The sequence below is a fragment of the Kitasatospora sp. NPDC096140 genome, from assembly GCF_040303045.1.
Classification (GTDB): domain Bacteria; phylum Actinomycetota; class Actinomycetes; order Streptomycetales; family Streptomycetaceae; genus Kitasatospora.
On record NZ_JBEOUW010000022.1, the window covers coordinates 83074 to 105966 of the forward strand.

The 22893-nt window shown below is 73.5% G+C and carries 15 protein-coding genes; 3 read left to right on the forward strand and 12 right to left on the reverse strand.

Translation table 11 applies throughout. The features are described 5' to 3' along the window. Window positions 1-66: 66 nt before the first annotated feature. Window positions 67-2940, reverse strand: a complete 2874-nt coding sequence (locus ABT048_RS23240; RefSeq protein ID WP_350523371.1) for a vitamin B12-dependent ribonucleotide reductase — start codon at window positions 2938-2940, stop codon at window positions 67-69. A 209-nt stretch (window positions 2941-3149) separates the two neighbouring features. Then, complete coding sequence (gene nrdR / locus ABT048_RS23245) at window positions 3150-3650, reverse strand: transcriptional regulator NrdR (protein WP_350523372.1); 501 nt, start codon at window positions 3648-3650, stop codon at window positions 3150-3152. A gap of 528 nt (window positions 3651-4178) precedes the next feature. Between nrdR and lexA the strand changes: the two genes are divergently transcribed. Further along, window positions 4179-4874, forward strand: a complete 696-nt coding sequence (lexA, locus tag ABT048_RS23250) for a transcriptional repressor LexA (protein WP_270150969.1) — start codon at window positions 4179-4181, stop codon at window positions 4872-4874. 259 nt (window positions 4875-5133) lie between these two features. Here lexA and ABT048_RS23255 read toward each other — a convergent pair whose 3' ends face one another. From ABT048_RS23255 to ABT048_RS23275, 5 genes are all read right to left on the reverse strand, one after another. Further along, the gene (locus ABT048_RS23255) at window positions 5134-7263 is read right to left on the reverse strand and encodes an ATP-dependent DNA helicase (protein WP_350523374.1); all 2130 of its coding nucleotides are present in this window, start codon (window positions 7261-7263) and stop codon (window positions 5134-5136) included. Between the two features lie 12 nt (window positions 7264-7275). After that, complete coding sequence (locus ABT048_RS23260; RefSeq protein ID WP_350523375.1) at window positions 7276-9099, reverse strand: IucA/IucC family protein; 1824 nt, start codon at window positions 9097-9099, stop codon at window positions 7276-7278. Further along, window positions 9077-10498 carry a lysine N(6)-hydroxylase/L-ornithine N(5)-oxygenase family protein gene (locus ABT048_RS23265; protein WP_350523376.1) on the reverse strand — a complete coding sequence of 474 codons (1422 nt, stop codon included), beginning with the start codon at window positions 10496-10498 and terminating at the stop codon, window positions 9077-9079. The genes ABT048_RS23260 and ABT048_RS23265 overlap by 23 nt, the downstream gene beginning before the upstream one ends. Window positions 10499-10651: 153 nt before the next feature. Continuing rightward, on the reverse strand, window positions 10652-11323 hold the full coding sequence (locus tag ABT048_RS23270; RefSeq protein ID WP_502894067.1) for a GNAT family N-acetyltransferase: 672 nt from the start codon (window positions 11321-11323) through the stop codon (window positions 10652-10654). Then, window positions 11215-13041: an IucA/IucC family protein gene (locus ABT048_RS23275; protein ID WP_350523377.1), complete on the reverse strand. Its 1827-nt coding sequence runs from the start codon at window positions 13039-13041 to the stop codon at window positions 11215-11217. The genes ABT048_RS23270 and ABT048_RS23275 overlap by 109 nt, the downstream gene beginning before the upstream one ends. A gap of 463 nt (window positions 13042-13504) precedes the next feature. Here ABT048_RS23275 and ABT048_RS23280 point away from each other — a divergent pair, with 463 nt between their 5' ends. Next, the gene (locus ABT048_RS23280) at window positions 13505-14707 is read left to right on the forward strand and encodes a trypsin-like serine peptidase (protein WP_350523378.1); all 1203 of its coding nucleotides are present in this window, start codon (window positions 13505-13507) and stop codon (window positions 14705-14707) included. A gap of 54 nt (window positions 14708-14761) precedes the next feature. Then, window positions 14762-15880 (forward strand): trypsin-like serine peptidase, encoded by a 1119-nt coding sequence (locus ABT048_RS23285; protein ID WP_350523379.1) that lies wholly within the window; start codon window positions 14762-14764, stop codon window positions 15878-15880. 132 nt (window positions 15881-16012) lie between these two features. Here the strand turns inward: ABT048_RS23285 and hflX are convergent, their stop codons facing one another. From hflX to miaA, 5 genes are all read right to left on the reverse strand, one after another. After that, entirely contained in the window at window positions 16013-17515 is a 1503-nt protein-coding gene (hflX, locus tag ABT048_RS23290; RefSeq protein ID WP_350523380.1) for a GTPase HflX, read from the reverse strand. 271 nt (window positions 17516-17786) lie between these two features. Continuing rightward, the gene (locus tag ABT048_RS23295) at window positions 17787-19967 is read right to left on the reverse strand and encodes a RelA/SpoT family protein (protein WP_350523381.1); all 2181 of its coding nucleotides are present in this window, start codon (window positions 19965-19967) and stop codon (window positions 17787-17789) included. A gap of 192 nt (window positions 19968-20159) precedes the next feature. Next, window positions 20160-21071, reverse strand: a complete 912-nt coding sequence (gene dapF, locus ABT048_RS23300) for a diaminopimelate epimerase (protein ID WP_350523382.1) — start codon at window positions 21069-21071, stop codon at window positions 20160-20162. Window positions 21072-21103: 32 nt separating this feature from the next. Then, window positions 21104-21616, reverse strand: coding sequence for a hypothetical protein (locus ABT048_RS23305; RefSeq protein WP_350523383.1), 513 nt, complete (start codon window positions 21614-21616; stop codon window positions 21104-21106). Between the two features lie 227 nt (window positions 21617-21843). Continuing rightward, window positions 21844-22788 (reverse strand): tRNA (adenosine(37)-N6)-dimethylallyltransferase MiaA, encoded by a 945-nt coding sequence (gene miaA, locus ABT048_RS23310; protein WP_350523384.1) that lies wholly within the window; start codon window positions 22786-22788, stop codon window positions 21844-21846. Window positions 22789-22893 lie beyond the last annotated feature (105 nt).

Consider the following 22893-nt stretch of genomic DNA (forward strand, 5'->3'; position numbering starts at 1 on the left):
GAGGACACGAAGTCCTCGCCCCGCCTCGGGTTTCACCTCATCGGGTGGAACCGGGGTCGATCACGATCAGCTGCAGCCGCTGGTGGAGCCGCAGCCCTCGCAGAGGTAGCAGCTGCCGGCGCGGCGCATCTTGGTGCCGCAGGAGAAGCAGAGCGGGGCGTCGGCGTTGAGGCCGAGCTGGATCTCCATCAGCTCCGTGGAGTTGTGGGCCTGCTTCGGGGCCGCCTTGGGCGCCTCGACCGCCGGGGCCGGCTTGGCGGCCACCGGGGCCGACTGGGCGAGCGACTCGGTGTCGAGCTCCTCGGCCTCCAGCGGCTCGTAGGAGCCGGTCTCCAGGTGGCGCGTGCGCTCCTCGACGGAGTGGATGCCGAGCGCCGAGCGGGTCTCGAACGGCAGGAAGTCCAGCGCCAGGCGGCGGAAGATGTAGTCGACGATCGACTGCGCCATCCGCACGTCCGGGTCGTCGGTCAGACCGGCCGGCTCGAAGCGCATGTTGGTGAACTTCGAGACGTACGTCTCCAGCGGCACGCCGTACTGCAGGCCGACCGAGACGGCGATCGAGAAGGCGTCCATCATGCCCGCGAGGGTCGAGCCCTGCTTGGACATCTTCAGGAAGACCTCGCCCAGGCCGTCGTCCGGGTAGGAGTTGGCGGTCATGTAGCCCTCGGCGCCACCGACCGTGAAGGAGGTGGTGATGCCCGGACGGCCCTTGGGCAAACGCTTGCGGACCGGGCGGTACTCGACGACCTTCTCGACCACGGCGGGGGCCGTGGCCTCGTCGGCCTTGGTCTCGGAGTCCTTCTTCTTGGCCGACAGCGGCTGGCCGACCTTGCAGTTGTCACGGTAGATGGCAAGCGCCTTGACGCCCATCTTCCACGCCTCGAAGTAGATCTCCTCGATCTCCTCGACGGTGGCGGACTCGGGCATGTTCACGGTCTTGGAGATGGCACCGGAGATCCACGGCTGGATCGCGGCCATCATCCGCACGTGCCCCATCGCGGAGATGACCCGCTCGCCCATCGCGCAGTCGAACACCTCGTAGTGCTCGGACTTGAGGCCCGGCGCGTCCACCACGTTGCCGTGCTCGGCGATGTGGGCGACGATCGCCTCGATCTGCTCGTCCTGGTACCCGAGGCGCCCCAGGGCGCGCGGGACGGTGCCGTTGACGATCTGCATCGAGCCGCCGCCGACGAGCTTCTTGAACTTGACCAGGGCCAGGTCGGGCTCGACGCCGGTGGTGTCGCAGTCCATCATCAGGCCGATGGTGCCGGTCGGGGCGAGGACCGAGGCCTGGGCGTTGCGGAAGCCGTTCTCCGCGCCGATGCGCACGACGTCCTGCCAGGTCTTGTTGGCCGCCAGCCAGACCGGGGCGTCCAGCTCGTCCACCGAGACGGCGTCGAGCGAGGCGTCCGCGTGCTGCTTCATGACCTGCCGGTGCGCGACCGCGTTGCGGGCGTAGCCGTCGTACGGGCCCACCACGCCTGCGAGTTCGGCGCCGCGGCGGTAGGCGGTGCCGGTCATCAGGGAGGTGATGGCGCCGGCCAGGGCGCGGCCGCCCTCGCTGTCGTAGGCGTGGCCGGTGGCCATCAGCAGGGCGCCGAGGTTCGCGTAGCCGATGCCGAGCTGGCGGTAGGCGCGGGTGGTCTCGCCGATCTTCTCGGTCGGGAAGTCGGCGAAGCAGATGGAGATGTCCATCGCGGTGATGACCAGCTCGACGACCTTGGCGAAGCGCTCGGCGTCGAAGGAGTCATCGTCCCGCAGGAACTTCATCAGGTTGAGCGAGGCGAGGTTGCAGCTGGAGTTGTCCAGGTGCATGTACTCGGAGCAGGGGTTGGACGCGTTGATGCGGCCGGACTCCGGGCAGGTGTGCCAGTGGTTGATGGTGGAGTCGTACTGGATGCCCGGGTCGGCGCAGGCCCAGGCGGCCTCGGCCATCTTGCGGAACAGCTTCTTCGCGTCGACGGTCTCGATGACCTCGCCGGTCATCCGGGCGCGCAGGCCGAACTCGGTGCCGTTCTCGACGGCGGTCATGAATTCGTCGGAGACGCGGACCGAGTTGTTGGCGTTCTGGTACTGGACGGAGGTGATGTCGTCCCCGCCGAGGTCCATGTCGAAGCCCGCGTCGCGCAGGGCGCGGATCTTCTCCTCCTCCTTCACCTTGGTCTCGATGAAGGCCTCGACGTCCGGGTGGTCGACGTCGAGCACGACCATCTTGGCCGCGCGGCGGGTGGCGCCGCCGGACTTGATGGTGCCGGCGGAGGCGTCGGCTCCGCGCATGAAGGAGACCGGGCCGGAGGCGTTGCCGCCGGAGGACAGCAGCTCCTTGGAGGAGCGGATCCGGGAGAGGTTGAGGCCGGCGCCGGAGCCGCCCTTGAAGATCATGCCCTCTTCCTTGTACCAGTCGAGGATCGACTCCATGGAGTCGTCGACGGCCAGGATGAAGCAGGCGCTGACCTGCTGGGGCTGCTTGGTCCCGACGTTGAACCAGACCGGCGAGTTGAAGCTGAACACCTGGTGGAGGAGGGCGTGGGTCAGCTCGTGCTCGAAGATCTCGGCGTCGTCCGCGGTGGCGAAGTAGCCGTGCTTCTCGCCGGCGGCGCGATAGGTGAGCACCACGCGGTCGATGATCTGCTTGAGGCTCCACTCGCGCTGCGGGGTGCCGACGGCGCCGCGGAAGTACTTGGACGTGACGATGTTGACGGCGTTGACCGACCAGAAGTCGGGGAACTCGACGCCGCGCTGCTCGAAGTTGATCGACCCGTCACGCCAGTTGGTCATGACGACGTCACGCCGCTCCCAGCGGACCGCGTCGTACGGGTGCACGCCAGGAGTGGTGTGGATGCGCTCCATCCGCAGACCGCCCTTCGGGGCCTTGGCGCCCTTGGCCGCGGCCTTCTCGGACTTCGACCCGCGTGCGGAACCGCTCGTGGTGTCTGTCACTTCTCGCTCCTCCTCCTGGGCAAACGCCCGAAGTGCCCTGAAAAGTCCGGGCACCGCTGGTTCGTTCTTCCGGTGTGCGGGCAGGCGGGGACGCTGCCTGCCTTCGCACGGTTTGTAGTGTTCTGCGCCCCGTTTCCGGGCACGCCGGGGCCCCGTGGGGCCTTGTGATGCGGCCGAGCCCCGACTGGGGCCGGTGACGCCGGCGCCTCCTAGGGCGCGGCGGCGGAGACGGACACGCGGGCGTCGTCCGTCTCCGGGGTGCGGGGCCGTTCGGCGCGGAGTTCCGCGATGGCGGCCTCGAAGTCTTCCAGTCCGTCGTAGGCCTGGTACACGCTGGCGAAGCGCAGGTAGGCGACCACGTCGAGCTCCTTGAGCGGGCCGAGTATGGCCAGCCCCACGTCGTGGGTGGTCAGCTCGGCGCTGCCGCTGGCGCGCACGCACTCCTCGACCCGCTGGCCGAGCTGGGCCAGCGCGTCCTCGGTGACCGGTCGGCCCTGGCAGGCCTTGCGGACGCCGGTGATGACCTTCTGCCGGGAGAACGGCTCGGTGACGCCGCTGCGCTTGATGACCATCAGCGCGGCCGTCTCCACCGTGGTGAAGCGGCGGCCGCAGTCCGGGCACTGCCGACGGCGGCGGATGCAGCTGCCGTCCTCGGTGGTCCGGCTGTCGACAACGCGGCTGTCGGAATGCCGGCAGAAGGGGCAGTGCACCTCGGGATCCCTCCCTGGCAGATCGTGCGGACCAGTCGAGTCTATGCGATGCGCCCCCGGCCTCGGCAAGCTGATCATGCGCGGCGACCACTAGTACTGGGCACGGAGAGGACTGTAGCCACTACATCTAGGCCTTCGGGGGAAGTGACACCCCTGGCGTGTCGACGCCGATTAGACTGCCGGAGTCGGGTTCCGGTCGAACATTTACTCGATGTACAACAAAGCCTTGATCGAGTCAGCCAACTCCCGAATAATTCACTCGAACGTGTGTTTGGCGCAACCTTTCGATAGGAGGTGCGTTGGGCTGGAAAAGGGAGAGGACAGCCGTCGAGAGGGGCCGCCGTGAACACGATCGAAAGCAACACCATCCCGGTGCAGGAACACTCCCAGTTCAAGGTGGGGCAGCGCACCACGAATCAGCAGAGCGTGGACATCAGCATGGACCGCAGCGAAGACCACCGGCTCTCCGGCACGGCCCTTTCCGGCTCCAACCGCGTGCCCGACCAGCCGATCGAACACTCCTCGGCGATGGACGACACCCACTCCTCGCCCGCCCGCGCGATGCCGGGCCGCCCGCCCGGCATCCGCACCGACGAGGCCGGGCTCACCGAGCGCCAGCGCCGGGTGATCGAGGTCATCCGGGACTCCGTCCAGCGCCGGGGCTACCCGCCGTCCATGCGCGAGATCGGCCAGGCCGTCGGCCTCTCCAGCACCTCCTCGGTGGCGCACCAGCTGATGGCCCTGGAGCGCAAGGGCTTCCTGCGCCGGGATCCGCACCGTCCGCGGGCGTACGAGGTCCGCGGCGTCGAGGTGGCGCGCCCCAACACCGCCGAGACGGCGGGCCGCCCGTCCACCTCCTACGTGCCGCTGGTCGGCCGGATCGCCGCCGGCGGGCCCATCCTGGCCGAGCAGACGGTCGAGGATGTCTTCCCGCTGCCCCGCCAACTGGTCGGCGAGGGGGAGCTGTTCGCGCTCACCGTGCGCGGCGACTCGATGATCGAGGCGGCCATCTGCGACGGCGACTGGGTCACCGTGCGCCGCCAGCCGGTCGCCGAGAACGGCGACATCGTGGCCGCGATGATCGACGGCGAGGCCACGGTCAAGCGGCTCAAGCGCGAGGACGGCCGGATCTGGCTGATGCCGCACAACCCCGCGTACGAGCCGATCAACGGCGACAACGCGACCATCCTGGGCAAGGTCGTCGCGGTGCTGCGCCGCCTCTGACGCCCTCCGGCGCCCTCGGAGACCCCCGGACACCCTCCGGCGGCCCACGGCAACGGGAAGGGGCTCCACCGCGATCCGCGGGGAGCCCCTCCGTCGTTCCCTCCCGGGCCCGCACCGACCGGGGCCGTGCCGCCTGGACCCGCACCTCCCGGGCCCGCACCGACCGGGGCCGTGCCGCCTGGGCCCGCACCGCCCGGGAACGCCGGCCGGAGCACCACGAGTGGCCGGCGCATCACGGCCCGGGACGGTCAGTCGGCGATCAGCCCCGCTTCACCACCGGCCGCACCGGAGCCGCCGAGGCGTCGATCGCCGCCAGCGAGCGGCGGACCTGGTTGCGGTCCGTGGTGTACCAGAACTCGGGCATCGAGGAGCGGAAGAAGCCCCCGTACCGCTTGGTCTCCACCCGCGGGTCGAGCACCGCCACCACGCCGCGGTCGTCCGCCGCGCGCACCAGCCGACCCGCGCCCTGCGCCATCAGCAGCGCCGCGTGCGTCGCCGCGACCGCCATGAAGCCGTTGCCGCCGCGCTGTTCGACGTCCTTCTGGCGGGCGCTCATCAGCGGGTCGTCGGGCCGGGGGAACGGGATGCGGTCCATCACGACCAGCTGGCAGGCCGAACCGGGCACGTCCACGCCCTGCCAGAGCGAGAGCGTGCCGAACAGGCAGGTGGACGCGTCCGAGGCGAACTCGCGGATCAACTCGCCGAGGGTGTCCTCCCCCTGGAGCAGGATCCGCTGGTCGAGCCGTTCCCGCATCGCCTCGGCGGCGGCCTGGGCGCCGCGCATCGAGGAGAACAGGCCCAGTGTCCGACCGCCGGCCGCGCCGATCAGCTCGGCCAACTCGTCCAGCATGTCGGGCCGTTCGGGATCGCGCCCGGGGTCGGCCAGGTGCTTGGCGACGTACAGGATGCCCTGCTTGGGGTACTTGAACGGGGAGCCGACGTCGATCCCGCGCCAGTGCGGCACCGCGTCCTCGCCGAAACCGGGGCCGGGCTCGGGGTTGTCCCCGGCTGTCCGGACGTCCGGCAGCCGGGTCTCGGACGGCAGGCCGACGGAGGCGGCGACACCGTTGAAGTCCCCGCCGAGCTTGAGCGTGGCCGAGGTGAGGACGACCGAGCGCTCCTTGTACAGCCCCTCGCGCAGCAGCCCGGAGACGCTCAGCGGGGCGACCCGCAGCGAGGCGGTGCCCAGCCCGTAGCGGTCGCTGCGCTCGATCCAGACCACGTCGTACTCGGAGTCCTCCAGCAACCGCTCGGCGGTCTCGTGCAGGGTCTCGGCCGAGGCCATCGCCTGCTTGCGGACGGCGTCCTCGTCGCTGAGCCCCTTGTCCCTGGTCTCGCCGAGCGAGCTGATCACCTGGCGGGCGGCGTCCCGGATCGCGGTGACCGCGTACGCCAGGTACTCGGGCAGTTCCTCGACCCGGCCGGGCTGGGCGGTCTCCATCAGGCCGTGGTAGTTCTCGGCCGCGGCCTGCAGGGCGTCCACGGCCTTCTCGTTGGCGAGCCGGGCGGCCCGCTTCACGGCCCGGTTGACCGCGCCGACGGTCAGCTCGGCGGTGGCCGCACCGGTGACCCGGTTGACCAGCTCGTGCGCCTCGTCCACGATCAGCAGCCCGTGTTCGGGCAGCACCGGAGCGCCCTCGATCGCGTCGATCGCGAGCATCGCGTGGTTGGTGACCACGACGTCCGCCAGCTTGGCCCGCTCCCGCGCCTTCTCGGCGAAGCACTCCTGCCCGTACGGGCAGCGGGTGGCGCCCAGGCACTCCTTGGAGGTGACCGACAGCTGGGCCCAGGCCCTGTCGGAGACGCCGGGGCTCATGTCGTCCCGGTCCCCGGTCTCGGTCTCCTCGGCCCAGTCGCGCAGCCGCAGCACGTCCTGCCCGAGCTTGCCGGTGGGCCCGCCGAGCGCGTCCACCGGGTCGAACAGGCCCTCGCCCTCGTCGCTCGGGGTGCCCTCGTTGGCCCGGTGCAGGCACAGGTAGTTGGAGCGGCCCTTGAGCATCGCGAACAGCGGGCGGCGGCGCAGCACCGGGTGCATTGCCTCGACGGTGCGCGGCAAGTCCCGCTCCACCAGCTGGCGTTGCAGCGCCAGGGTGGCGGTGGCGACCACCACGCGGTCCCCGTGGGCGAGCGCGGGCACCAGGTAGGCCAGGGACTTCCCGGTGCCGGTGCCGGCCTGGACGAGCAGGTGCTCGCCGTGGTCGACGGCGTCGGCGACGGCCTCGGCCATCCGGACCTGGCCGGGGCGTTCGACGCCGCCGACGGCCGCCACCGCGGCGTGCAGCAGCTCGGGGATCCGCGAGCGCGGGACGGCCACGGCTTCCCCGGCGTCGTCGCCGAGGTCCGCCGCCCGCTGGGATTCGGAGTCGTGGGATTCGGAGTCGTTCGTCATGACCCTCCCACCCTACGGGGCGGGGGTGACAATCCGGTCCCGTTGCGCGGGCAGCCGCACGTCCACCGCCACCAACGCGTTCGGCACGGTCCCGAACCGGGCGGCGTGCGGGCGGTGCGGGCGGTCCTGGTAGCCGTCGAGAAGCAGCCGGTTGCGGTTGAGGCAGAGCCGGTCGATCCGGGGCCGGAACAGGTCGAACAGCTCGAAGCGCTCGCGCAGCTCGGGGAAGCGGTCCTGGTGGCGCAGGACCTCGGCGCGCAGCAGGGCCCAGAACTCGGTCTCGGGCAGTCCGGTCTGCGCCTCCAGCAGCGGGGCGAGGTAGCGGAAGACGCCGATGAACAGCCCGGAGTGGATGAACTGGCAGAGCCCCTGCGCCCCCTCCCGCAGCAGCACGTCGGCGACCTCGGCGGGCAGGTCGCGCAGCTCGGGCAGGTCCTGCGAGCTGAGGTTGACGTCGTCCACGAAGTCCTTGACCGCGAGCCGGGTCGGGGTGTCGCGCTCGTCGAAGACCACGATGGCGTTCTCGCCGTGCGGGGAGAAGACCAGCCCGTACCGGTAGAGGAAGTGCAGCAGGGGCGGCAGCATCGCGGCGAACAGCCGGCCGGTCCACTCGGCCGGGGTGAGGCCGGAGCGGGCGATCAGCTCGGCGGCGAGGGCCCGCCCATCGGAGCCGGTCTGCAGCAGGGCGGCCAGGGTGCGGGCGCGCTCGCCGCCGTCCAGGAAGGGGCCGAGCGGTTCGCGCCAGATCGCGCCGAGCAGTTCCTTGTACTGGTACGGGGCCTCGGGCATCGCGCCGTAGACGGGGTGGTCGACGGTGACGGAGGCGATCTCGCCGAGGAGGATCACCCGGCACTCGTCGCGCAGGAACGGGTCGGCGTCGCGCAGGCCGTGCAGCCAGGCGGTGACGGCGGGCGCGGCCAGGGTGCGTTCGGTGGGCAGGCCGCGCCAGACCAGGGTGTTGAGGATGGACAGGGGCAGCTTGACGGTGCAGCGCTCGGGGTGGGCGGTGTTGAAGAAGGAGCGGATGGACTGCTGGGGCAGCCGTGGGTCGCCGTCCGAGGGCAGCGGGACGATCTCGCCGGAGGCGATCCAGGGCGCGAACAGGGGCAGGACCGTCTCCTCCCACTGCCAGGGGTGGACGGGCAGCAGCAGGTAGTCGTCGGCGTCCGGGCCGAGGGCGGCGCGCAGTGCCCCGACGTCGTCCAGCTCGCGGGCGTACAGCTGCTCCGGGTGTTCCAGGCCGGGCACGCCCCGGTACTCGGCGAGCCGGCGGTGGACGGCGATCCAGGGCAGTGGGCGCGGGCTGCGGGCCTCCGGGGTCCAGCGGGCGGCGTCGCCGGCCGAGAAGCCGATCCGGCCCTTGTTGGGGACGATCCAGGGGTGGCCGCCCTGCCGGCCCTCCAGCGCGGTGTGGTCGAGCTCGGCGAGTTCGGCGGCGGTGAGCGCGGTGGCGAGCTGGCGGGCGTCGGAGGTCAGGGTGGCGGAGAGTTCGCGGATCAGGTGGGCGGTGGTCTCGCCGCGCATGCCGAGGGTCTGCCGGGCGTACGGCAGGAAGCGCAGCGGGTCCAGTCCGTCGGGGCGGGAGCAGGTGATCGACTCGGGCTCGACCTGCCAGCCGTCGTAGGCGCCGCGCCGGGCGGTGAAGCGGTACTCGACCTCGGGCAGCTTCAGCAGGTACTCGCCGTCGAGGGCCCCGGGCGCGGGTTTGAGCAGTTCCTCGTAGGCGAACTCGCCGAGCATCTTGGCGAGCAGGGCGCGGCCGGCCCGCTGCCAGTGCCCGGCGGTGAGGTGCGGGGGCAGGTAGAGCGGCGGTTCAGCGGCCGACGGTTGCGGCACGGGTCAGCTCCTGGGGGCGGGGGAGGACGGGGGTCTGTTCGAGGGGTGCGCTGACGGGCGGTGCCGGGACGGACGGCGCGAAGCCGGTCCAGGCGGTGCGGTCGGGCAGCCGGTGGACGGTCCGCCCGGTGACGGCGTTGAGGATCACGGCGGCGCGGTGGGCGCCGAGTCCCAGGTCGGGGGTGCCGACGCCGTGGGTGTGCAGTTCGGCGTTCTGGACGTAGAGGCCGCCGGTGAGCCCGGGCCGGGTGGCGACCCGGTGGTCCAGGTCGACGCGGTAGCGCCCGGCCTCGTCCCAGTCGATGAGGTCGGCGAGCGGTTCGAGCGCGGCCGGGCGGGCGGCCCGGTAGCCGGTGGCGAGCACGACGGCGTCGGTGCGCAGGAGGTGCTCGGCGCCGGAGTCGGTGTGCCGGCAGTGCAGTTCGAGGCCGCCGCAGGGGCCGGGGCGGGTGCCGGTGACGGCGGTGCCGGGGGTGATCTCGACCGGCGCGTCGTCGATCGGGCGGCCGATGGTGCGCTCGTAGAGGTGGTCGTGGATCTCGGCGAGGGTCTCGGCGCTGGCGGCCTTGTGGAGCTGCCACTGGGCGGTGACCAGGGCGTCCCGGACGGGTCCGGGCAGGCCGTGGAAGTAGCGGGTGTAGTCGGGGGTGAAGTGCTCCAGGCCGAGCTTGGAGTACTCCATGGGTGCGAGGGCCCGGGTGCGGGTGAGCCAGCGCAGCCGGACGCCGTCGTCCCCGTGGCGGCGGAGCAGGTCGAGGAAGACCTCCGCCCCGGACTGCCCGCTGCCGATCACGGTGATGTCCCGGGCGCCGGCCAGGTCGGCGCGGCGGTCCAGGTAGTCGGCGGAGTGGAAGGCCCGCGGGTGGTCGGCGAGGCCGGCGAAGGCGTCGGGCAGGACCGGGCGGGTGCCGACGCCGAGGGCCAGGTTGCGGGCCCGTACGGTGGACCGCCGGCCGGTCGCGGTGTCGGTCAGCTCGACCCGGTAGCAGGGCTCCTCCCCCGGTGCGGCGGCCCAGTGCAGGGCGGTGACCTCGGTGCCGAAGCGGCAGTTGGCCAGCCGCTCGGCGGCCCAGCGGCAGTAGTGGTCGTACTCGCGGCGCGGCAGCTGGAAGCGCTCGGCGAAGTAGAACGGGAACAGCCGGTCCTGTTCGCGCAGGTAGTTGAGGAAGGACCACGGGCTGGTCGGGTCCACCAGCGAGACCAGGTCGGCGAGGAACGGCACCTGCATCCGGGCCCCGTCCACCAGCATCCCGTGGTGCCAGCGGAACTCCGGGCGCTGGTCGCAGAAGAGCGTGCGCAGGCCGGGGACGGGCTGGGCGAGCGCGGCGAGCGAGAGGTTGAACGGGCCGATGCCGACGCCGAGCAGGTCGTACGGCGGCGGCGGTGCTGGGGTGTCCACGGGGTGTCCTAGGCGGGGTCGGGGCCGGGCGGATCGGCCGGGGCCGGGGGCGGATCGGTCGGGCCGGGCGGATCGGTCGGGGCCGGGAGGGGTCGGGGCGGGGCGTGGTCGGCCCGGGCGGGTCGGGTGCTGCCCGGGCCCCGCGGGTCGGGGCTACACGGCGCGGGGAGCCCGGGCCCGCACCATCAGGGCGGCGCGCTTGTCGGGCAGGTCGAGTTCGCCGGCCGCCCGGAACCCGGCCCGTTCGAAGGCCCGGACCGAGCGCCGGTTGCGGACGTCCGGTTCCGCGACGACCCGCTCGCAGGCCGGGCGGCGGCGCAGGATCCGTTCGGCGAGCGCGGCCAGCAGGACGGCCCCGAGCCCCCGGCCGCGGCTGGCGGCGGGGCCGAGCAGCAGGTGGACGCCGGTGTCGTGCGGCCGGGCCGGGTAGTGCGCGGCCAGCGGGTCGAGGTCGGCGCGGTAGACCTCCCAGTAGCTCATCGGCTCGCCGTCGAGCAGGCCGAGGCAGGGGACGCTGCGGCCGTCGCCGTCCAGCTGCGCCCGGACGTGCCGGCCGGTGGCCTCCGCCGGCCCGGCGAGCTCCCAGAAGGCCGCGACCTCGGGGTCGTTCATCCATCCGGCGAGCAGCTCCAGGTCGGCGGGCAGCCGGACCGGGCTGAGCCGGAACTCGCCGGCCGGGGTGGGGATCGCGCCCCACCCGGGCAGGTCGTCCAGCATCAGCCACCCGCCACCGGGTTGGGGATGTCCACGTAGACGGACTGGCTGGCGACCGGGCCGACCAGTTCGTCCATGCCGTTGATCCGGGTGAGCAGGTTGGCCTTGCAGGGCAGCGTGGGCGCGTCCAGCAGCAGGGCGGGCAGCGCCGAGCCGGTGGCGGCGACCCGCGGTCCGGCCAGGAACCGGCGCAGCGCGGCCAGCAGCACCGTCTCGTCGGCCAGCCGCTGGGAGCCGAGGGCGCCGATCAGGCCGAGGACGTGGTTGATCCCGAGGTAGTAGGCGAAGTGGTGGTCGATGACCGGGTCCGGCAGGAAGGTGTCGCTGTCGGCGCCGAGGCCGGGCAGCCGGGCGGTGAGCCGTTCGGCGGCGCTCTCCCGGTAGTAGTAGCCCTGGTTGTCGCGGTAGCGGCCGCCGCTCGGCCAGCCGTCGGCGTCCAGCAGGACGAGGCTGTTCTGCTGGTGCGCCTCCAGGGCGATGCCGCCCCGGCCGTCCAGCCACAGGATGGGGAGCACCACGGCGTCCAGGTAGCGCAGGAACCATTCGGCCGTCACCGTCGGCAGCGGGCGGCCGCAGCGCGCGGCGAGCGTCCGCAGGGTGTCGCCGAGCCGGGAGGGCACGGTGTCGCCGGTGCCGAGCGGTTGTTCGGCGACCAGTCCGGCGACGCACAGCGCGCGCTCGGCGGGGGCGAAGGGCTGGGCGCGCAGCACGGTGTCCAGGCCGCCCGGGTCGCCGAGCGCCGGGTGGTCGACGCCGATCCAGGCCGGGTCGCGGACGATGTCGAAGCCGGGGTGGGCGGCCCGCCACTCGGCGGCCAGGCCGCTCTCCAGCAGCCGGTGCATCTCCAGGCCGCGGTGCAGTTCCTTGCGCAGGTTCTCCCGGCGGGAGTTGGTGATCCGCAGGCCGAGCGAGAGCTTGAGCATCCAGGGGGTGCCGGGCCGGTAGACGGTGCGCACCGAGGAGGTGGGGTGCCAGGGTTCGCCGGCCGGGCCGAGGTCGTGCAGCAGTCCGTCGGCGAGCAGCGCGGCGACGGCCGGGCGGTGGGCGAGCTCGCGGGCCTGCCAGGGGTGCAGGGGCAGGGCTGCGGTGCCGGGCGGCAGGGCGAGGCGGCCGTCGAGCAGCCCGGCGGTGAGCCGGTCGGCGCTCTCGGCGACGGCGGATCCCGCGGCGAGCAGCTCGCGGTCCACGGCGTACCAGTGGAGTTGGAAGGAGCCGTGCAGTTCGGGCGAGTAGGCGGCGCTCTGCGCGGGGCCGAGCCCGTCGCGGCTCTTCGGGGTGGGGTGCAGCGGGTGGCCCAGGAGCAGGGACTGCTCGGCGGCGAGGAAGTGCGAGCGCTCCGGTCCGCCGGGCACGGCGGCGGTGCGGCGGTGCGCGAGGATCTCGGCGGTGCGGACGACCGAGTCGGCGACCCGGGCGGCGAGGTCGGCGACCTGTCCGGGGTCGGGTCGCTCGGCGGCCGCGGCGGCGAGCAGCGCGGCGGCGGTGACGGCGTCCACCGGGGCGTCGGCCCCCTCCGCCACGACGCCGCCCGCGCCGGCCGCGAGGGTGGCCGGACCGAAGCGGTGCCAGCCGCCGGGCGACCAGTAGCGGACCGGGGCGGTGAGCCGGGCGGCGCCGCCGAGGACGGCGATCCGCAGCCGGCCGTCCGGGCCGGGCCGGGCCCCGGTCTCCCGCGTCCAGCAGCGCAACAGGGCTTCCACGGCGGCCTGTTCGGCGGCGACGGCGGGGTCGGGGTGCAGCAGCGGGTCGGGCCCGGGCTGGTGCTCCTCGCGCACGGGCTCCGCCGGCTGCGGCGGTTCGGGCGGGGCTCCGGTGAGGGCGGTGCTCAAGGCTGCTCCTTGGGGCGCGTGGGGGTGCGGACGCGCACTGTGGTGGAGGGGTCGGCGAGCGCTCTCACCGTCGCGTCAGGTAAGGGTTACCTATCCCTGAGGGGTGATCACAAGGACGGCTCACTCGTCCGGGTGAAGATCGGGGATTGTCCACCATCGGGGCGAAATGCCCTGCTGTGCCAACGAGCCGACGGTCCCGCGTCACGGACCGGCGACCTCCTGACGGGCCCGCAACCGGGGGGCGGACACGGTCGTCCTCGTCCGCGATGGAAGACTCCAGGACGGCGGGCCCGCCCACGGCGGACCGGCCGCGCACGGACGACCCGTCACCGGACGGGCCGACACCGGCCGGGCCGTCACCGGGCAGGCCGACACCGGCCGGGCCCGGCACGACCATGCGAAGACCGGCCCGGAACAGACCGACCCAGCACAGAACCGACCGAGCACAGGGGGAAGCGCACAGATGCCTACGATCCACCGATCAGCCCTGGCCGCCGCCGTGGTCGCCGGAACCCTGCTCGCCGCGAGCGCCTGCGGGCCGGACGGCCCGGCGGGTGACGGCCCGGGCAGCGCCGCGCCGCCGCCGTCCTCGGCCGCGGCGACCGGCGGCAGCGGCGGGGGTGGCGTGATCGGCGGGATCACCCTCCCCTCCGGTCTGCCGACCAGCCTGCTGGAGGGCCTGCCGAGGAGCTGGGACGACCTGAAGAAGTGGAAGTTCGAGGACTGGGACAAGTGGGCGTCCAAGCACGTCTTCGACAACCCGGTGGTGAAGGACTTCTGGGACCCGGACACGATGGGCGACTCCAAGCCCGCCGAGCCGGCCCCGCCGGCCACCAAGCCCGCCCCGGCCACCCCCGCGCCCGCCACCGACGACGGCGTGACCGACCCCGAACCGCCGGTGGTCAACGCCGTCGCGCTGCCCCGCCCGTACACCAAGCAGCCCTCCGGCAAGGTGTTCTTCTCCGCCAAGGGGGGCCGCGGCAACTGCTCGGCGACGGTGATCGCCGACCCGCAGCACCCGGGCCGGAGCAACCTGGTCTGGACGGCCGGCCACTGCGTGCACGAGGGCAAGGGCGGCAGCTTCTACAAGGACCTGGTGTTCGTGCCCGCCTACAACAACTCGGGCGCCTCCAGCGGCGGCAAGCGCGCACCGCTGTCCGAACTGGCCCCGCTCGGCACCTGGTGGGCCGACCAGGTCACCACCTCGCCGCAGTGGATGGTCGAGGGCGGCGGCACCGGCGACGCCGCCAACCAGTACGACTTCGCCGTCATGCGCGTGCACAACCAGAACGACACCGGCAAGTCCCTGGAGGAGACGGTCGGTTCGGCCGTCCCAGTGTGGTTCGACGCCCCGCGCGACAAGCTGAACGTCTCGGCCGCCGGCTACCCGCTGCTCAAGCCGTTCGACGGCCAGGAGCTGTACAAGTGCGACGGCGGCAAGCCGACCCGGCTCTCCTTCGACGCCAAGCGCCCGACGATGCTCACGATCGGCTGCAACATGACCCAGGGCTCCAGCGGCGGCGGCTGGTTCGCCACCATGCCCGACGGGAAGACCGCCCTGGTCAGCAACACCTCGATCGGCACCCAGGACCACACCTCGCTCAGCGGCCCGTACCTGGAGACGGTCGCCAAGCAGGCCCTGGACTGGATCTCCAGGAAGCAGTAGCCGCCACCGGGGGGCGGAACGGAAACACCAGCACAGCACGGGGGACGATCCAGCATGCCGACGAACACCAGCCGGGCGCGCCGCGCCAGGACGGCCGTCGCCGCGCTGCTCGCCGCGGCCGCCCTGGCCGCGGCCGGCTGCGGCCCGGACGGTCCCGCCCGGCCGGTCGCCCCGCCCCCCGCCCTCCCCACCTCCGCGCCCACCAGCCTGGGCGACCTGACGGGCTGGAAGCTGGAGGACTGGACGAAGTACGTCGCCGACAGCAGGTTCGCCAACGAGACGGCGGCGGGCTTCTGGTCGGCCGCCCGGATGGACGCCGCCAAGCCCCGGCCCACCCCGGAGTACTCGCTCACCGCCCCAGCCGCCGCCGGCGTCGAACGGGACGGCCCGCCCGCCGCCGTCCCGGCCCAGCCCCAGCCGCACCCGTACGGCCAGGCCACCGCCGTGGTCGGCCGGCTCTTCATGACCACGCCGCAGGGCGACGCGGCCTGCTCCGCCACCGTGGTCGCCGACCCGCTCAACCCCGGGCGCAGCAACCTCGTCTACACCGCCGCGCACTGCCTGCACGACGGCAAGGGCGGCGGCTGGCAGAAGAACCTGGTGTTCGTGCCCGGCTTCAACCGGGACGGCCAGGCGGCCCGCGGCAAGCCGCACTCCGACGCGCAGAGCGCCCCGTACGGCCGGTGGACGGCGGTGCGCGCGCTGGTGTCGCCGACCTGGCTCCAGGAGAGCGGCGTCGGCGCCCACAACCAGTTCGACTACGGGATCCTGCGGGTGCGCGCCGAGAACGGCTCCGGCGCGTCCCTGGAGGAGACGGTCGGCGGCTCGGTCCCGGTCTGGTTCAACGCCCCGCGCGACCGGATCACCGCGGCCGCGGCCTACGGCTACCCGGCCGAGCGGCCCTTCGACGGCACGGAGCTGGACCACTGCGACTCCCCGGTCCCGCCCGGCCGCCTCTCCTTCGACCCGACCCGCCCGCCGATGTACGTGATCGGCTGCGCCATGACCGCCGGGTCGAGTGGCGGCGGCTGGTTCGTCACCAGGGACGGCAAACCCAACCTGATCAGCGTCGGCGCGATCGGCGACCGCGGTCCGGCCGGGTACCAGGCCGGCCCTTCGCTGCAGGACCAGGCGAAGCAGGCCTTCGACTTCTTCGCCAAGAACGTCCGCTAGCCCCGTCCGCCGGCCCCGTCAGCGAGCCCCCGGTCGACGGTCCCCGGCCGACGGGCCCCCGGCCTACGACCCGCGCGAGCACGCGGAGGGCCCCGGACCGCTGTGGTCCGGGGCCCTCCGTGCGCTCGCGCGTCAGCCCTGCAGGGCCACCGCGAAGTGCTCCAGCTCAGCGGCCAGCTCGGCCGCCACCTTGGCGTGCAGCAGCGTGCCCTCGCCGGTGTGCTCGGTGGAGAGCAGCTCGCCCTCCGCGTGCACCCGGGAGACCAGCGCGCCCTGGGTGTAGGGCACCAGGGCCCGCACCTCGACGGCCGGTCGCGGCAGCTCGTCGTCGATGAGCTTGAGCAGCTCCTCGATGCCCGCGCCGCTGCGGGCCGACACCACGATGGCGTGCGGCTCGCGGCGCAGCAGGCGCTGCAGCACGTGCGGGTCGGCGGCGTCCGCCTTGTTGATCACCACGATCTCCGGCACGTTCTGTGCGTCGACCGAGACGATGACCTCGCGGACGGCGGCCAGCTGCGTCTCCGGCTCGGGGTGCGAGCCGTCCACCACGTGCAGGATGAGGTCCGCGTCGGCGACCTCCTCCATGGTCGAGCGGAAGGCCTCGACCAGGTGGTGCGGCAGGTGCCGGACGAAGCCGACGGTGTCGGCCAGGGTGTAGACCCGCCCGCTCGGGGTCTGGGCCCGGCGGACCGTCGGGTCCAGGGTGGCGAACAGCGCGTTCTCCACCAGCACGCCCGCGCCGGTGAGCCGGTTGAGCAGGGAGGACTTGCCGGCGTTGGTGTACCCGGCGATGGCCACCGACGGCACCTGGTGGCGCTTGCGCTCCTGGCGCTTGGTGTCGCGGCCCTTCTTCATGTCGGCGATCTCCCTGCGGAGCTTCGCCATCTTCTCGCGGATCCGGCGCCGGTCGGTCTCGATCTTGGTCTCACCGGGACCACGGGTGGCCATGCCGCCGCCGGACGAGCCGGAGCCGCCACCACCCATCTGCCGGGACAGCGACTGACCCCAGCCTCGCAGCCGCGGCAGCATGTACTGCATCTGCGCGAGCGAGACCTGCGCCTTGCCCTCCCGGGACTTGGCGTGCTGGGCGAAGATGTCCAGGATCAGGGCCGTCCGGTCGACGACCTTGACCTTGACCACGTCCTCCAGGTGGATCAGCTGGCCGGGGGTGAGCTCACCGTCGCAGACCACGGTGTCGGCGCCGCTGGAGGCGACGATGTCGCGCAGCTCCTTCGCCTTGCCGGAGCCGATGTAGGTGGCCGCGTCGGGCTTGTCGCGGCGCTGGATGACGCCGTCCAGCACCTCGGAGCCGGCGGTCTCGGCGAGCGCGGCGAGCTCCGCCATGGAGTTCTCCGCCTCCTCCAGGGTGCCGTCGGTCCAGACGCCGACGAGCACCACGCGCTCCAGGCGGAGCTGGCGGTACTCGACCTCGGTGACGTCTTCGAGTTCGGTGGAGAGGCCGGCGACCCGGCGCAGGGCGGCGCGCTCGCTGCGGTCGTACTGGTCGCCGTCGTAGTGGTGGCCGAGGTCCTCGTCGATGGCCGCGAGGTCCTCGTCCATGAGGGCTTCCGCCCGCAGACCGTCGAAGCGGCGCGGAGCGTCGGCGTGGTCGCGGGTGTCGAACGTGGAGGTCATTCTGTCCTTTGGCTCGCTGGTACGGGTGGCTCGGGGGACCGGACGGTCCCCTCAGGAGTCTGCCCAGCTGCCGCCCCGGCTACCGTCCGGGCGGGGTGAGCTACCCCTCGGGTCCTCGGGTGACACCCGGGGCTCCTGTGCCCTGGGAACGCCGCGGACCGGCCGTGAATTCCCCATGATGGTCGCACGCCCGGCGCGGGCGGGTCATCCCCATTTCACCGGAGCGCGGCGGGTCGGCCCGGCCCGACCCGCCGTGCCCCCGGGCCGGCGCCTACCCTCCCGCCGGGCCGTGCGGACGGCTGACGTCGAACACCCCGGAGACCCGCAGCATCGCCCGCATCAGCCCCGGCAGGGCGCCCGGCGCGGGCAGTTCGACGGTGTAGGTGTGCCGGACCCGCGACTCCTGCGGCGGCTCGACCTCGGCCGACACGATGCCGACCCCCTGGGCGGAGATCGCCGCCGTGAGGTCGGCCAGCAGCCGGGGCCGGTTCAGCGCCTCGGCCCGCAGGGTGGCCCGGTGCCCGGCCGCCGGGGCGTCCTGCGGCTGCCAGCGGACCTCCAGCGCGACCCGTCCGTCGGCCCGCATCCGCTCCCCCGCCGGGCAACCGGTGCGGTGCACGGCCACCGCGCCGCCGCGGATCGGGTAGCCGGCCACCTCGTCCGGCGGGACGGGCGTGCAGCAGCGTGCCAGCCGTACGGTCGCCCCGGGCCGTCCGGCCACCGCGACCGGGGCGGCCCGCTTCTCGGCGGTGCGCCGGCCGGGCGGGGCGGGCTGGGCCGCGGCCGGGCCGGTGCGGACGGCCGGCGGCCGGGCCGGCGGGTCGGCCAGCCAGCGCTCGATGGCCAGCCGGGCGGCGGGGGTGCGGGCGTGCGCCAGCCATTCGGGGGCGGGGCCGGAGGGCTGGCCGCCGCCCGCCGGCAGGGTCTCGGTGAGCACCGCGATCAGGTCGCCGTCCTCCAGCACGGTGGAGAGCGCGCTGAGCCGCCCGTTGACCCGGACCCCGATACATCGGTGGCCGGTCTCCTCGCCGAGCAGGTAGGCCGCGTCCACGCAGGTGGCGCCGGCCCTCAGCTGAAGCGTTTCGCCGCCTTCCGTCACCACGGTGATCTCGCGGTCGCCGGCCAGGTCGGCGGTGAGCGCGGACCAGAAGGCGTCCGGGTCGGGCGTCTCCTGCTGCCACTCCAGCAGTCGGCTGAGCCAGCCCGGCCGGGCCGGGTCGGTGCGGTCCAGTTCGTCGGCGTCCTGGGCGGTGGCGGCCGGGGAGGGGTCGCCCAGCGCGACCACCCCGGTCTCGGCGACGTCGTGCATCCGGCGGGTGCGGACCAGCACCTCGACCACCGCGCCGCCGCTCAGCGCCACGGCGGTGTGCAGCGACTGGTAGAGGTTGAACTTGGGCGCGGCGACGAAGTCCTTGAACTCCCCGGGCAGCGGCGTCCAGCAAGTGTGGAGTTCGCCGAGCACGGCGTAGCAGTCCGCGTTCTCCTCGACCACCACCAGCAGCCGCCCGAAGTCGGCCGGCCGCGGGCCCTGCGGCCGGCCGTCCGGTCCGGGCGCGCCGGTCCGTCCGAGCAGCACCCGGTGCAGCGAGACGCAGTGCCGGGGCCGGACGGTCACCTCGGCGGCCACCCCGGCCTCGGCCAGCTGGCGGGCCAGCTGCCGGGCGAAGGGCTCCAGCACGGTGTCCGACCCCGCCTCGTGACCGGCCATCAGGGCGCGGGTGCGGGCGTGCTCCTCGGGGTGCAGGGTGGCGAAGACGATGTCCTCCAGCTCCGCCTTGAGCACCTGGATGCCGAGCCGTTCGGCCAGCGGGATCAGCACGTCCCGGGTGACCTTGGCGATCCGCACCTGGCTGGCCGGCTTCATGTGCCGGATGGTGCGCATGTTGTGCAGCCGGTCGGCCAGCTTGATCACCATCACCCGGACATCGTCCCCGGTGGCGACCAGCATCTTGCGGAAGGTCTCCGCCTCGGCGGCGGCGCCGAAGTCGACCTTCTCCAGCTTCGTCACCCCGTCGACCAGGTAGGCGACTTCGGGCCCGAAGCTCGCGCCCACCTGGTCCAGGGTCAACTCGGTGTCCTCGACGGTGTCGTGGAGCAGCGAGGCGACCAGGGTGGTGGTCCCGGCGCCGAGTTGGGCCAGGATCATGGTGACGGCCAGCGGGTGGGTGATGTACGGCTCGCCGCTCTTGCGCTTCTGGCCGCGGTGGCTGGCCTCGGCGAGCCGGTACGCCCGGGCGAGCAGGCCGAGGTCGGCCTGCGGGTGGTGCCGGCGGTGCACCCGGACGAGCGGTTCCAGGGCGTCCGGCACGGGCGGCCGCCCGGTGGCCAGTAACGCGGCCCGGCCGGCCCGGCCGAGGGCTGCCCGGCCGAGCTCTCCGAGGGGCCTCCTGGCCCCGGCCTGCCGTACGGTCGTCGGCTGCCCCGTCAGGGACTGCCCGGCTTCGATGGTCATCGGCACCTCCGGCAACGTCGCCGGGCGCGGCCCCTCCAGAGGGGGTGATCCTGCTACCCCTCCCAGGGGTGATCGACCCGGTGGTCCATGCTACCGAGCAGAGCACGTTCCGCGACGCCGTGGTTCCCGTCCGCGACCGGTATCACCCGATCGGGGGGATTCGTCACCGCACGAATTGGGCAAACCGGGCCGTCAGCCGCGGTGCACGGACTCCCACCAGCGCCCGTCCAGCCGTCCCTCGGCCACGATCACCGCCGGCCCGGCCATCTGCACCCCGCCGTCCGGGTGCTCGGTGATGACCAGTCGGCCGCCCAGCACGTCCACGGTGTACGCGACGGACTCGCCGGTGACGGCCGGGTCGACGCCGTCCCGGCGGATGGCGGCCACCGCGACCGCGCAGGCCCCGGTGCCGCAGGAGCGGGTCTCGCCCGAGCCGCGCTCGTGCACCCGCATCGCGACGTGCCGCGGCCCGCGGTCCACCACGAACTCGACGTTGACGCCCTCCGGGTAGACGCCCTCCGGGCTGGTGAGCGGCGCGTCGACCAGCTTCCCGGCGTGGTCGAGGCTCTCCACGAAGGCCACCGCGTGCGGGTTGCCCATGTTGACGTTCAGCGCCGGCCAGCGCCGCTCGCCGACCGTGACCTCGATGCCGTCCGGCCCGGGCAGCCGGGCGCGGCCCATGTCGATGGTGACGTCGCCGGGCGTGCCGTCCTCGGCGGCCTCCGCGACCGTCGCGGTGAGCACCCCGGAGCGGGTCGCGACGGCCAGCTCGCCGGGCTTGGCCAGGCCGGCCTCGACCAGGAAGCGGGCGAAGACCCGCAGGCCGTTGCCGCACATCTCGGCGATGCTGCCGTCGGAGTTGCGGTAGTCCATGAACCACTCGGCCCGGTCGGCCATCCCCCTGGCGGCCGGGTCGGCGGCCGAGCGCACCACGCGCAGCAGCCCGTCCCCGCCGATGCCGGCCCGCCGGTCGCACAGCGCGGCGACGGTCTCGGGACCGATCTCCAGCGCGCCGTCCGGGTCCGGGATGATGACGAAGTCGTTCTGGGTGCCGTGCCCCTTGAAGAAGGGGATGCCGTCGTGCCGGGGAGAGGATGTGCTCACCCTCCCGATGGTACTGAGCCGGGCGGAGGCGCTCAGCGCAGGTAGGCGACCCGCCAGACCGCGAGCGCGCACGCGGTCAGCGCGATCAGGGTGTAGACCACGATCGCCTTCCAGCCGGCCCGCTGCCCGGAGCCCCGGCGCGGCAGCCCGGGCCACGTGTAGCCCGCGTGCCGGGCGGCCATCGCGCCCCAGCCGACCGAGGCGGCGGTGAGCAGCAGCCCGAGCATCCCGACCATGGTGGCGCGCGCGCCGGCCGAGCCGAAGGCGAGCGGGAAGGCGAACATCAGCGAGCCGAGGGTGCCCATCAGGGCGATCGGCAGCGTCTGCCACCAGCGCAGTCGGCGCAGCGGGCGGATCTCCCGCTCGTGCACCGCGCCGCCGGGCGGGGTGCGGGTGTCCAGGGCGGGCACCGCGGCCGCGTACGAGGTCGGCGCCTCCAGTCCGGTCAGCACGGGGAGGTCGCCCATCGTCGACTCGTCGAACTCCTCGGCCGGCGCGGTGACGCTCCCGCTCTGACCGGGCTCGGGGCCGGTACCCGTCGACACACGGCCTCCCCTGACTGTTCGACACGAGCGGACTCGCGGCCGGGCACGGTCGGCCCGTTCGGCCGACCCCTATGGCATCGATGATGGCATGTCCAGGGGGGCGTTCCGGGCCTGACCGGGGTCGGCGGGTGATCCGTGGCCATCACGTGATCGGGCCGTGACCGCCGGTTCGTCCTGCACGCCCACCTGCGCGCGCAGGTGCACCGCCGAATTGGCCGGAACCCGTCCTAGACGGCCGGAACTCCCTGACGCTCGATCAGTTCGAGGGAGCGCCCGAGCAGCTCCGAGGGGTCGGTGCCGGCCGGTCGGGAGAGCCAGTTGATCCGGTCGTCCCGGCGGAACCAGGACTCCTGGCGGCGGGCGAAGCGCTTGGTGGCCCGGACGGTCTCGGCCCGCGCCTCGTCCTCGGTGCACTCGCCGGCGAAGTGGTCGAGCACCTGCTGGTAGCCGAGCGCCCGGGAGGCGGTCTTCCCCTCCCGGAGCCCGATCCGCTCCAGCGCCCGCACCTCGTCGAGCAGCCCGGCCTCCCACATCCGGTCGACCCGCAGCGCGATCCGCTCGTCCAGTTCGGGGCGCGGCACGGCGACGCCGATCTGCACGGCGTCGTAGACGGCGGTGTTGGTCGGCAGGTTGGCGGTGAACGGCAGGCCGGTGATCTCGATGACCTCCAGCGCCCGGACGATCCGCCGCCCGTTGCTGGTCAGGATCGCCTCGGCGGCGGCCGGGTCCAGCTCGGAAAGCCGCCGGTGCAGCACGTACGGGCCGGCCTCCGCCAGCTCGGCCTCCAGTCGGGCCCGCACCTGCGGGTCGGTGCCGGGGAACTCCATCTCGTCGATCGCCGCCCGGACGTACAGCCCGGAGCCGCCGACCAGGACGGGCGTGCGCCCGGCGGCGAGCAGCCGGTCGATCTCGGCCCGGGCCAGCCGCTGGAACTCGGCGACGCTGGCGGCCTCGGTGACGTCCCAGACGTCCATCAGGTGGTGCGGCACTCCGCCGCGCTCGTCCACGGTGAGCTTGGCGGTGCCGATGTCCATGCCCCGGTACAGCTGCATCGAGTCGGTGTTGATCACCTCGCCGTCGAGGCTGCGGGCGAGGGCGACGGCCAGGTCGGACTTGCCGGCGGCGGTCGCGCCGACGATCGAGATGACACGCGGGGTGCGGAGGCTGCTCACCGTTCCAGTCTCGCAAAACCCGCGCGGCGCCGGGGACCGGGCTGCCGGTCGCCCGCCGCGGCGCGACGACGGGACCGTTCCCGGGGCCCTCCTCCGGACCGCTTC

Bases quoted from the DNA above. Each gene is read 5' to 3' on its own strand.
- lexA (WP_270150969.1), top strand. From the start codon at position 4,179: ATGGACGACACCCACTCCTCGCCCGCCCGCGCGATGCCGGGCCGCCCG.
- ABT048_RS23255 (WP_350523374.1), bottom strand. From the start codon at position 7,263: ATGACGAACGACTCCGAATCCCACGACTCCGAATCCCAGCGGGCGGCG.
- ABT048_RS23285 (WP_350523379.1), top strand. From the start codon at position 14,762: ATGCCGACGAACACCAGCCGGGCGCGCCGCGCCAGGACGGCCGTCGCC.
- hflX (WP_350523380.1), bottom strand. From the start codon at position 17,515: ATGACCTCCACGTTCGACACCCGCGACCACGCCGACGCTCCGCGCCGC.
- ABT048_RS23295 (WP_350523381.1), bottom strand. From the start codon at position 19,967: ATGACCATCGAAGCCGGGCAGTCCCTGACGGGGCAGCCGACGACCGTA.
- ABT048_RS23280 (WP_350523378.1), top strand. From the start codon at position 13,505: ATGCCTACGATCCACCGATCAGCCCTGGCCGCCGCCGTGGTCGCCGGA.